The sequence below is a fragment of the Mucilaginibacter sp. genome (assembly GCF_028288105.1).
Classification (GTDB): Bacteria; Bacteroidota; Bacteroidia; order Sphingobacteriales; family Sphingobacteriaceae; genus Mucilaginibacter.
The window spans coordinates 1-11,872 of record NZ_JAQBOI010000056.1; the positions used below are offsets into that span (position 1 = coordinate 1).

The following is an 11,872-nucleotide window of genomic DNA, read 5'->3' on the forward strand; positions in this document are numbered from 1 at the left end:
AAAAGATTCGCCCATATAAGAGGGCAAAGGCATATTAGCAAGCGATTTTAGTAATTGCGGGCAATCGGCTATGCCCATGGTGGCCTCGTCCAATACTTTTATCTGGTCGCCCTGTAAAACGGCAACATTCACAAACTTACCAAAGCCATCAACCCGGCGGTGTTTTATAACCAACAGGCCAGGCTCCACTACTTCTAATACAAAGCAAATGGCGGGTACGCTGTGGGTGGTTCCCCAAATAAACAGGTCGTCACCATCTGGCCAAACACCTAAATGTATGCCCGGCTGCTCAACAGCGGGCGCCAATTTTATCAGGTTTTGTGTGGTTAACCGTAGTTTTTCGCCAAAAATGAGGGGTTTATCCGATTGTGAAGGTTGTAATAGGGCCAAAGATATATTTGGAGAACGTCCTTCTTCACGCCTCATGCTCGACCAAAACGCGATATCAATAACCGCTTCAATGATGTGGCTATCGGGTGCGGCAGCAACATTACTATCGGGTATGTTTTGCGCTGCTAACTGATGCTTTTTAAAATGGGCCTCAATCTCGGGCGCAACCATACGGGCTGGGAGGTAAGTTGGTTCAGATAGCATTGATACAAAAGTTTTTCAGTACAATAATAGTTAATATCCTAAGCCTTTATGTTAATGTTATGTAAGTAAATATTGTTTGCGTTTAAGTTGACAAAGAGGTTGTTTTTCACGCAATACCTACCTTTCATCCTGTAGGAATGTCTTTCGCCAATCCAACATAGCGTCTTCGCGCCTTTGCGTGAAATACCGCCGGAAAATCTGTTGAAAATTAACCACGCTAAAGCTTTTAGTATCTATCTAAAATGTTTTACTTTGTAGGGTATGCCGGTGTTTATAGCGTCATTAAATTCGGGGAGTAACGGCAATTGCTATTACGTTGGTAACGAGCGTGAAGCAGTATTGGTTGATGCTGGCATATCTTGCCGCGAAACCGAAAAACGGATGACCCGCCTTGGGCTTTCCATGCAAAAGGTAAAGGCCATTTTTATATCGCACGAACATTCTGACCACATAAAGGGATTGGCTGTACTGGCTAAAAAGTACCGGCTGCCGGTTTATGTTACCGATGGTACGGTTCATCATTGCGGCGATGTGCCAAAAGAACTGTGTATTAGTTTAAGATCATACGAATCGGTGAAGATAGGTAACCTTGAAGTAATGCCTTTCCCTAAGCACCACGACGCTGTTGAACCGCATAGCTTTATGATAAGCAATGGTGATACCCGGATAGGTGTGTTTACAGATATTGGTGCGCCCTGCGAGCACTTGATCCGCCACTTTGCGCAATGCCATGCCGCTTTTTTGGAAGCTAATTACGACGAGGAAATGATGGAGCAGGGCAGGTATCCATTCTTCCTGAAGAAGCGGATCCGCGGAGGCAAGGGCCACTTATCAAATAAGCAGGCGTTGGATATGTTCATTGAACATAAACCCACTTACATGAGCCATGTTTTGCTGGCACATTTATCAAAAGATAATAACTGCCCCGACCTAGCACTGAAAATGTTTGCAGAGCATGCAGGTGATACACATGTTACCGTTGCTTCGCGATACGAGGAAAGCCAAGTTTATGTGATAGACCCGCTACCACTTGCAGCAGGCGAAAGTAATGTACTTAACCAAATTACCGGGCAGTTTCAGTTTGCCATAAGCTGATCAGATGCTGGAAATACTTTACCAAGACGAAAATTTAATAGCCATAAACAAACCACACGGTTTGCTGGTACACCGTTCATCAATAGCCGCGGATGCAGAGGAATTTGCTTTGCAGCTGCTTCGCGATCAAATAGGTAAAAAGGTTAATCCTGCTCATCGTATTGATAGAAAGACAGGCGGCGTATTGCTCTTCGCGTTTGATAAGCCTACCGAGATAGCTATGCAACAGGCCTTTATGGAGAACCGGGTAAAAAAGAAATACCTGGCTGTATTACGCGGTTATACACCCGACGCCGAAGAAATAGATTACCCGCTTCGCAAAGAGAACGGGACCTTGCAGGATGCGCTAACGCGATATGTTACCTTACAAAGGGCTGAGTTGGACGTGCCGTTTGGTTCGCATCCTACATCAAGGTATTCATTAGTTGAGGCTGTGCCACAAACCGGGCGGATGCATCAGCTTCGTAAGCATTTCGCCCATATATTTCACCCCATTATAGGTGATCGTACCCATGGCTGCAACAAGCAGAACAAGTTTTTTAAAGAAACCTGGGAGATGGAAACCATGCTGCTGCATGCATCGCAGTTAGCGTTCACGCATCCGGTTACCGAAGAGGAAATAATGATAAAAGCACCCTTGCAGGAAGAATTTAAACGGGTTACGAAATTGATGGGCTGGGAAGATAAATTAAAGGGATGCAATTAAATTTTCTACGTCACAAAAACGACTTAAAATGGCCTTAAAACGACTCGAAAACGCCCTTTTTATATTCCATTATCAATCGTTCCCGATGGGGCGATTTTTACGAAAAAGCGGCCCCTACAGCGGGACGGTTGATAGTAAGAGAATGAACAATGTTTAGATGCGTCCCATTCGGAACGCCTGTGGAACGCGAAAATTTGATTGCACCCTAACTCACAAACTATATTTATATTTGCAGTATGAGCAATAACGATATCATGAAAAAGCTTCGCGTGGCTTTGCAGCTGCGTGACGACCAGATCATCGAGATACTGAAACTGGCAAACTTCCGGACTACAAAAACTGAATTAAGCGCTATTTTCCGTAGCGAAGACCACCCCAATTTTCAGCCTTGCAAAGATCAGTTGCTGCGTAATTTTTTGAATGGGTTGGTTTTACACCTGCGTGGCCCTAAAGTAGAGAAGACAGAAAAACCTGAGTAGTTAATATCCGGGCCCTTTTTGTATCAGCCGGTATTTGCCGCTTTTAATTAGTTTCTGCTGTTCTGCACTGAAAGCTTCGCGGCCGCCAAAATCCTGGACCCAGTATTTGTCATGCTCGGCAACGCCAACTTCTTTAAAGCCGGGATTCATCAGGTTGTGGCAATGGCCTTCGCTTTTAAACCATCCGGCCATAACTTCGGGGATGCTGGTTTGCCCAAAGGCGATGTTCTCGCCAATCATAAAGCTTTTCCATCCTTTGTAAATATATCCCGCGGTAATTATGCGCGTATTCATGGTACGGCCGTCTTTACTTTCGTGGCTAAAATAATTTCTCTTAGCCATATCCTTAGCATGCCCTTTAGCGGCTTCTTCTAAATCATTATTCCAGGTTATGGGTGGGGCAGGTGGCATATAGATATTGCCACACTTGCAGCCTTTTGCACGCGTTTTATTTATCAGATCTAAAAATTCCTGTTTAAAAGAGGCATAGTCATCAGTACGATTTACCAGAACAAATGAACTGAAAGCTAAAACTGATAGAATAAGTAAGGCACCTAAAAAGTATTTTTTCATGTTAGTATTAAGACACTACTAACGTGTTATGGTTTAAATGGGTATAAATCATCTGACAAAATTCAATTAAGTTATAGGAAGTATTATAACGAAGCCAGCTTTTTGGCAGAGCCGACCTTTGCAGGTTTTTTTGCAACAACCAACACTTTTTTCTTTTTGCTTACGGCAGGCTTTTTATCTTTTACGGGGGAGTTATCAAAGGTAATGACAACAGGTTTTGTTTCTTCATCGCGCTGTATCTGCTGTGCTATTTCGGTTGCGCGTTTTTCTGCTGCATCACCTTTTTCATAGTCTTTTAATCGGTTATACAGGTAGGCGTAGTTTTGCTGCACAACTGCTTCTAATGCAGGCATATGATTAGTTACAGACCATCTTAGCGCTTCATTCAAATCGCGCATAGACATTTTATACTCTTTCAACTCCATTTTTATGGCTGATAGTTTTACAAGAGAACTAATAATATTAGGTACATCTTTTACCTGGCGGGATATTTTATTTGATTGAAGGATAAACCATTTGGCTTCGCTGTACTTTCTTTGGGAGATATAAACCCTTGCAAGATCGTCAAAGCTTGACCGGATACCAGTAGTATCCTCATAATAGCTATAATTATGCAAGGCCAGTAAAGTATAATGTATGGCTTCTGTTTGGTAGTAAGCTTTTAAATTACGGTTGGGTTGTTTATCAAATTTTAGGTATTCAGCAGCAATTTGGGTATAAATAACACCCTTTAGCGTGTCATTAGTAGTAAGCTGTAGTTTTTGCTTAAGGCTGTCAATGTTGTTTTTTTCATCGACATAGGCATGCGCGGCAAATGATGTAGTGGCTAATAAAAAGAAAATAAGTATAAAAAGTTTTTTCATCTGCTTACAGATTTCAAATAAGTATGCTACACTTTATTCAAATTTTATGCCCGTTATTGTTAATACTTTATCGCGGGGGTATGCAAGGTACAATAAAGAACGTTAATAGTATAATAACTTTGATTTATAGCTATTTGTAGTGTTATAAATAGATATTAACACTACTGATCTTATCAACAGTTTTAAATAGTAGTACAAAATAATGTACACAATAAACAAATTGCTACAATTATTGTATTACGCTTTCGTAGCGATTAAGGAATTTGTTAAAGTAAACTGATGCAGATTGTGCCCAGTTGAAAAGAATAATACCCAGAGCAGCGCAAACAATACCGGCTAAAACGTCAAGTACGTAATGGTGACTTGCATATACCGCAGTAAACCAAATGCCCAGCATTACAACCCCAAAAAACCAGTTAATAAGCCCTAAACGGTTCTTTATACCGTAATACAACACAATAACCGGATAGGATGAGTGCAGCGATGGCATGGCTGCGAATACATTAGAGCCTTTTGAATAGATAGATTTGAATAAACTGATATTGAAAAATTTATCAAAACGTGCCAAACCGGCGGTATTACCCTGTGTTAGCGGATGAAAGTTGAAACCGTGAAACTGTATATACCAGGGTGGTGCAGCCGGATAGGCATAATAAACAATAAAACCCAGCATGTTCACCAGTACAAAGGTTATTGAAAAGTACAGGAACTGGCGTTTATTTTTAAAGAATAAAAAAGCGGCGAAGGCAAGGGGAACAGGTATCCAGCAAAGATAAAAGAGGCCCGCCATTACATCTAAAAAGTTTGTGCCTTTAAGGCGCAGGTATTCATTAGGTGTAAGGATACTGCCATGGAACTGTATGCCGAACAAATTTTTCTCGGCATTATAAAGGCCGCCAACAGCCACATCATTATAATTATAATTAGGAAATGCCTTCATGTAATCAAAAATGATCCAGTAGACAATAAAGATGGAAAAGCCTAATATAAACTTGCGGGTTATAACTGATGCATAAAACAATATGTTAAATATACCCAGCAAAATCAACTGGTCGGTTTTAAAGCCAACCAGGAAATACGATAGAAGGAGGTACGCAATGGATATACCGGTAATAATACTTATACTTTTTGTATTGATCCGTATATCATCGCCAACAGCATTAGCCATTCTGCTTTTTAATGAAATCTGAATTGAATATTTTATCCCAAAGAGGGGAGCTTACACCGTAACCTTTGGTAGGGTCTTGATAGTGGTGCAGCATATGGTGTTGTTTTATGGTTTTCCAGAATGCGCCCTTAAAATTAAAATGGTGAATGGCATAGTGCGATATATCATAAACCAGGTAGCCTAAAATAAAGCCGGGGAAAAATCCGAATATGTAATTAGCAGGCAGCAATGCATCAAAAAGGAAATAAAAGCCTGTAGCTAATGGGATACTTGCCGATGGCGGCATTACTAAACGCTTTGCATCGCTCGGATAATCGTGGTGTACACCATGGAAGATAAAGTGCAGGCGCAATGCCCATTTTTGCTTTGGCACAAAATGAAATACAAAGCGGTGCATAATATACTCGGTAAGCGTCCATACAAACAGGCCGGCTAAAAACAGCCAGATGTAGTTTAGTATACCAATTTGCTTATCGTAAGCAAAATAACTGGTAACTAAAATAACCGGTACAAAAATTATAATAGGCACAAAGTAGTGCACTTTAGATAAGCTTTCTAAAAAACTATTTTTAAACATTCTCACAGATTCCTGTGAATTTGAAACAAAATTCTTAGCCATAACACTTAAGGTTTAAAACGTTCTATAACCTTTTTTCCTGTAATAGGGTCTGTACCCTTCATTTCTACAAAAATAATATTTGGTGACCACATAGAACCTCCTTCAATTTGAATAAAAATATTTTGAAGCAACATCTGTTTTTTGGCCACAGTTGCGAAGATATGATATTTTCCGTCGGTAGCCGCCATTAAAGTAAGCGGAATTTTTTTGTATGACATAATTCTGATATCATACTTATTATTACCCAATGGATTTGATGTTACTCCGTATGCAAATTTACGTTGTAAAAATGTTAATTCCGATGTTTCTCCGCGTCCTTCTGCATATCTTAGCCAATAAACGTGAACAGGTGAGTCCTCGTCGGGCTTGCCTGTCTTTACATCGATATTAACGTCGTAAGATAACGCGTTGATATTGGGCGATCGCTGTAAATAAAACAAACGTTTTGAGTTTAGGGGTAGCGTAGGATAAACCTTGCCATTTTGATCCGTACGTGGTTTAATGGTATCTGTTTGTATGGCCCGTTGAGGTTTTATAACCGTAGTTGCGTCATTGAAGCCCAGCACCGTGACAGCTACAACAGTTATTAATAACTTTAACAGGGTTTTGATCATTCTTCTCTATCAGACAATGCTTTTTTGGCATTCACCAGCCTTTTAAAGGCTGTTAAATTTGTTAATACAGCGAGTATCGTGATTGGAAAAGTAAAAATAGACATGGTTTCGAACACATGCCATTTAATACCCGGGATATACAGTTTGTAATCGCCGCCAAGGTATGACGATGCCACACCGCATGCAATAGCGCAAACTCCAATGGTAATAACGCGTTCAGGGCGTTGCATTAGGCCGCCTTTAGAGTCTACCCCAAGGCCTTCGGCACGGGCACGAACATAACTTACCATCATTGAGCCTATAAGCGCTATAAACGCGAATATCGAGCTTAAAAAATAGTGATGAGCTACAAGATAGTAACATATCCCAAGAAACATAATGAGTTCGCTGTAACGGTCAAGCACAGAATCATATAGGGCGCCAAAAACAGATTTCATATTACCCAGGCGGGCTACCTGCCCGTCAAGCATATCAAACAGGCCTGCAAACAAAATTAAGGCGCCTGCCCAGCCAACATAGGTGAAATCGCCACGGTTGCCATCTTCGGCACCTATAATAAATATGGCTGCTACGCCAACGTTTAAAATAAAACCTATAGAAGTTACTGCGTTAGGTGTTAACCCTACCTTTATCAGGAGCTTAACAACGGGGTCGATAATTTTATATATCCCCAGTTGCAGGCTTGTGCGTACTGATGTTTGTGGTTCCATTAGTTATAAAAATAAATAAAATTAAACATATTAAAAATCAAACTTAATCTTCACACGTATTCCCCAACCGGCAATGCCGGGATGGTCTAAATACGTAAACCTCTTAACCATATCAACCCTTATAAATTTAAAAATGTTTTCGACACCCACACTTCCTTCAATATAAGGTGTTTTTCCTAAGGCATAAGTAATAGGCACGCCATTTTCATCAACCGGAAATTGATACAGGTTTGGATGTATCGATGGCGTACTTTGTTCACTTAAGCCACCGTAAAGCATTTTAAAAGAAGCTGTTTCGCGCCATTTTAATTTTTTAAACAACGGGATCTTATTAAACAAGAAACCGCCAAAGTGCTGATCGATATTAACACTTACCGAATGATCGCTCACAAACTCCAGGAAATTCATTAAGTTATATGAATCGATAACGTATGCAAAAGTTTGGTTGGCACGATGGATGTTTAGCAGAGGATAAGGCACCTGGCCAAAAGTTTTTGATGCCTCGATCACCACATCCGAAAATCCAAATGGTGCAATATAAAAGCGTTTATCGCCACGGAAATCTAATTTCTGATAACCATACTCGCCACCTAACGCGTTTTTTAAACCCATTGTAAAATCTAACGATACTATTGGGTATTGGTTAATAATAGGCGCACGGAATAGTTTGCCCTGGTAAAACTGTTCGTTAGGCGCGTAACGAATACCGGCACTAATCTCAGTTGTAGTTAAATGCTGAAATGTGTTTGTGCCGATCGTATTAATGAACGGATATAAACTGCCGGCAGGCGTTTGCGTTAGTTTTTTTAAACCTAATTTATAAGATAGGTGGTTCTCAAACTCACTTACATAATCTATACGGTACGAATCGTTGTAAAGATACTTGTCGTTTTTACCACGCTTAAAGGATAACAAGAAGTTATCTTCTTGTATAAACGCCAACTCCTGACCCGGTATCTTGGTATCGCGCTGAAAGCTGGCGCGGATATAATGCTGCGGGAACCTATAAATGCTTTTGTTGTTAAACGAGTAAGTAGTGGCAAAAAAGTATTTCCAGCGATCGTCTTTAAAACCATAGGCGCCATACGATTCAAAGAAGATCCGTTTGCTGAAATCGGCAGTGGTACGGCCACCTATACGCAGCCTGAAACCTTCTATAGGGTTAAAGCTGTAAAACGTACTGGCAGGGCCAACTTCAAATTTGCCAAAATTTTTAAAACCGGCAAACAAAAGATTAACGATATCTGCAGTGCGCCTAAACGATGGCATGTGTACCAGGCTGTCAATATTCTTATAAACCCTTGATTCGGCTGCTGTAAGTGTATCTAAACGGTTCTCTGCCCAAAAGCTTTCCGGGCGGTTCCTTAGCTCTTCATCTTCCAGTTCTGGCCTTGCTTTATACAGGGTATCCGGATGAGGTTTGTTTACAACGTAATTTTTGAGTGTTAATGTCCGGATGCCAAACATCCCGCTTTTACGCTTGGCTGTTATGCCAAAATCTGCAAATGTATTACTTCTGCTTAGGTGATAACGGCCATCAGGATTTAGCTCAAAATCCTGATCAACCTGCATGCTGCGTATAAAGTTGACGTTAATGTTTTTGTTGATGTTTAGGCTGGCTTTTTGCACAGCATAATTGCCATCAAGGGTGATATATATTTCGCCCTCAAAAAGTATATCGTTCGTATTACGCGGGGTGAAGCTTAATTGCACAAGCTTTTTACCGGTATTAAGCGTAATGGTATCGGTAATAAAAAATTTATAAAAAGTAGGTGCGCTATTGGCTATAGGGCTTAAAAATTGCCTGCCCAAAAGCATAATACTGTTATCGTAAATATCTACCTTTTCATAAAGGTGTTTAAAGTACTGGCCAATGCCTTCCGTATCAAAGCCCGGCCCAAAATCAACAGACTTTTCACCAAGTATTACATTGCGGGTAGCTTCGGGGTTTTTACGGTAATATACTTGTGATAAGCGCTCTTTTAAATAGATTGGTAATAATGTTTTACCGGGATAGCTCACGCTATCTTTGTTTTCAAATATGAATTTATATTTTCTGAAAAGCCTTTTCTCTTTAACCTTGTCAGATATATTGCTGAGCGAGAACTGCATCTTGTCATATTCCTTGTACTCAACAAACGAATAGTTTTCGGGGCGGTTCTTCTCTTTATTCTCAATAACCTTACGGATCAATGCAACCGCGGGGTTATCATTAACATACTTTGCTTTTTTAGTGGTTTTTATACTAACCTCTTTCAACTGGGTTGATGAAGGTATCATCCTTATGTTAATTACCTGCTCTTTACCAGGCAGTACATTATAGGTAGCATCTTTAAAACCTATGTAACTTACTTTTATTTTAGTGTAGGGTTGTGTTGTGTGGAGGGTATAATCGCCATTGGCATCAGTCATAACACCAATTGTACTGCCAACAAAGGCAACAGAAACAAATGAAAGGCCATTTTTATTGCTGCCATCGGTAACCTTCCCGGTTACAACTGTGGTTTGCGCCAATGCAGCAACACTTATTAATAAAAATAGTACAAGAAATATATACTTATACGTGTATTTAAAATTCATTAACCTTATTCAATTATGCAAAAACAAACTTTTTTTGAAGGAAGTAATTATAAGTTACCCCAACTGAAAACGATACTAAAACCTTTGAAATTTTGTAATCTAACCCCACATAATGCGTAACTAAAAATACGCCACCTGTATTTAAGACCACATTGCCGCCCCATACTAACATGTATTTAACAGCTTGTAGGGGGATGGTTTTTCCTTTGCGCTTTTTAAACACCCAAACCCTGCCTAATGCAAAGTTTGTTACACCCCCAACAATGGTTCCGATCAAGCTTGCTTTAACGTACCAAAGGTAAAAAAATTCCTTACAGACTATTGTGGTCAAAAAGTCAAATAAGGATGCTATAAAGGATGACGCCTGTGCCCTAACAAATGTTGCCATTCACGTTTAAAAATTGTCCGGCTTAATTATGTTTTGACCCAGCCGTAAGATCTTTTTATACTGATACTTATATCAGGTAAGTAGACGATATAATAAACTAATTGTTACTATCTACGTAAAAAACACTAAATCAGTATAAATTGAAACAAAAATACCTTGGGAGGAGGTTAAGTTTTCGGTCGCGAATATCGTTATTTTAAACCTAAAAATTTGTAAATAAAAAACTGGTTACCGCCAGCTAAGGCAATAACCAGTTTTTAAGACTTATGGTATGTTTACTGACCAGCAAACATATCGTCATAATAGTCAAGGCCCAGATGCGTGATCAGGTCTTCGCCCATTAAATAACGTAAGGTGTTTTCAAGTTTGATAAGTTGTTTGAAGATATCATTCTCGGCATGTAAACCAGGTGCCGTTTGCGGCGATTTAAGGTAGAATGATAACCACTCCTGTATACCGCTCATGTTAGCACGTTTAGCCATATCGCAAAATAAAGCTAAATCTAAAGCAATAGGTGCTGCTAAGATAGAGTCGCGGCAAAGGAAGTTGATCTTGATCTGCATTTTGTAGCCTAACCAGCCAAAAATGTCAATGTTATACCAGCTTTCTTTGTTATCGCCATGCGGAGGGTAGTAGTTAATACGGATCTTATGGAAAATCTCACCATAAAGCTCAGGATTATCTTCTGGTCTTAAAATATCTTCTAACACACCAAGTTTTGAAACTTCTTTAGTTTTAAAGTTGTCTGGGTCATCCAATACCAAGCCATCGCGGTTACCCAAAATGTTGGTTGAGAACCATCCGTGTACACCAAGTGAACGCGCTGCTAAGCCTGGTGCCAAGATTGTTTTCATTAAGGTTTGGCCTGTTTTGAAATCTTTACCGGCAATAGGGGTTTGAGTTTCTTTAGCAAGCTCCATTAACGCGGGGATATCTACTGTTAAGTTAGGGGCGCCATTTGCAAATGGTACACCAAGTTTTAAAGCCGCATAAGCGTATATCATACTTGGTGCTATACGTTTATCATCATCTAATAAAGCTTGCTCAAAAGCAGCTAAAGTTTGATGTATTTCTGATGCTTCGTAATAAATCTCGGTTGAACCGCACCATACTAAAACTACACGGTCAAGGCCATTTTTTGCCTGGAAGTTTTTAATATCATCCATCACCTGCTGGGCAAGCTCATGGCGGGTACCAGTTTTAACATGTGTACCATCAAGGTTTTTAGCATAGTTTTTATCGAAAGCAGCTTTCATCGGAACGATGGCTTCTAAACCTTCTCTTACTTCATTTAGTAAAGAAGATTCCAGAACCTTAGCATTCATAGCAGCTTCGTAAACGTTATCCTCATATACGTCCCATCCACCAAATACAATGTCTTCCAATTTTGCCAATGGAACAAAATCTTTAATTTTTGGATGACGGTTCTCTGTTCTTTTACCCAAACGGATACTTCCCATTTGAGTTAATGAACCTACAGGTT

At 39.9% G+C, this 11,872-nt stretch carries 13 protein-coding genes; 3 read left to right on the top strand and 10 right to left on the bottom strand.

Features of this window, described 5'->3' with window-relative positions:
* Positions 1 to 594, bottom strand: a 594-nt coding sequence (locus tag JWQ85_RS03800; protein ID WP_367186180.1) for a putative sensor domain DACNV-containing protein, incomplete at its 3' end; no start/stop codon positions are given.
* Between the two features lie 261 nt (positions 595 to 855).
* On the opposite strand from JWQ85_RS03800, the gene JWQ85_RS03805 reads away from it, so the two are divergent.
* The 3 genes from JWQ85_RS03805 to JWQ85_RS03815 all read left to right on the top strand — a co-directional run bounded on the left by JWQ85_RS03805 (position 856) and on the right by JWQ85_RS03815 (position 2,874).
* Positions 856 to 1,689: an MBL fold metallo-hydrolase gene (locus JWQ85_RS03805; protein ID WP_299464180.1), complete on the top strand. Its 834-nt coding sequence runs from the start codon at positions 856 to 858 to the stop codon at positions 1,687 to 1,689.
* Between the two features lie 4 nt (positions 1,690 to 1,693).
* A complete protein-coding gene (locus tag JWQ85_RS03810) occupies positions 1,694 to 2,395 on the top strand; it encodes a pseudouridine synthase (protein ID WP_299464183.1) in 702 nt (233 codons plus the stop codon).
* Between the two features lie 236 nt (positions 2,396 to 2,631).
* Positions 2,632 to 2,874 (top strand): DUF1456 family protein, encoded by a 243-nt coding sequence (locus JWQ85_RS03815; protein WP_299464185.1) that lies wholly within the window; start codon positions 2,632 to 2,634, stop codon positions 2,872 to 2,874.
* Here the strand turns inward: JWQ85_RS03815 and JWQ85_RS03820 are convergent, their stop codons facing one another.
* The 9 genes from JWQ85_RS03820 to JWQ85_RS03860 all read right to left on the bottom strand — a co-directional run.
* Positions 2,875 to 3,447, bottom strand: a complete 573-nt coding sequence (locus tag JWQ85_RS03820) for a CAP domain-containing protein (protein ID WP_299464187.1) — start codon at positions 3,445 to 3,447, stop codon at positions 2,875 to 2,877. It lies immediately after the preceding gene.
* A gap of 83 nt (positions 3,448 to 3,530) precedes the next feature.
* Positions 3,531 to 4,310 (bottom strand): hypothetical protein, encoded by a 780-nt coding sequence (locus JWQ85_RS03825; RefSeq protein ID WP_299464190.1) that lies wholly within the window; start codon positions 4,308 to 4,310, stop codon positions 3,531 to 3,533.
* A gap of 229 nt (positions 4,311 to 4,539) precedes the next feature.
* Positions 4,540 to 5,478, bottom strand: coding sequence for a phosphatase PAP2 family protein (locus tag JWQ85_RS03830; RefSeq protein WP_299464193.1), 939 nt, complete (start codon positions 5,476 to 5,478; stop codon positions 4,540 to 4,542).
* Positions 5,471 to 6,097 carry a sterol desaturase family protein gene (locus tag JWQ85_RS03835; protein WP_299464196.1) on the bottom strand — a complete coding sequence of 209 codons (627 nt, stop codon included), beginning with the start codon at positions 6,095 to 6,097 and terminating at the stop codon, positions 5,471 to 5,473. Before JWQ85_RS03835 ends, JWQ85_RS03830 begins: the two co-directional genes overlap by 8 nt.
* Before the next feature lie 5 nt (positions 6,098 to 6,102).
* Positions 6,103 to 6,711 (bottom strand): DUF4833 domain-containing protein, encoded by a 609-nt coding sequence (locus JWQ85_RS03840; RefSeq protein WP_299464199.1) that lies wholly within the window; start codon positions 6,709 to 6,711, stop codon positions 6,103 to 6,105.
* Complete coding sequence (locus JWQ85_RS03845) at positions 6,708 to 7,421, bottom strand: CDP-alcohol phosphatidyltransferase family protein (protein ID WP_299464202.1); 714 nt, start codon at positions 7,419 to 7,421, stop codon at positions 6,708 to 6,710. Before JWQ85_RS03845 ends, JWQ85_RS03840 begins: the two co-directional genes overlap by 4 nt.
* A gap of 30 nt (positions 7,422 to 7,451) precedes the next feature.
* Entirely contained in the window at positions 7,452 to 10,001 is a 2,550-nt protein-coding gene (locus tag JWQ85_RS03850; RefSeq protein ID WP_299464204.1) for a DUF5686 and carboxypeptidase-like regulatory domain-containing protein, read from the bottom strand.
* Between the two features lie 13 nt (positions 10,002 to 10,014).
* On the bottom strand, positions 10,015 to 10,389 hold the full coding sequence (locus tag JWQ85_RS03855; protein ID WP_299464207.1) for a GtrA family protein: 375 nt from the start codon (positions 10,387 to 10,389) through the stop codon (positions 10,015 to 10,017).
* A gap of 275 nt (positions 10,390 to 10,664) precedes the next feature.
* On the bottom strand, positions 10,665 to 11,872 hold a 1,208-nt coding region (locus JWQ85_RS03860; RefSeq protein WP_299464210.1), incomplete at its 5' end, for an inositol-3-phosphate synthase.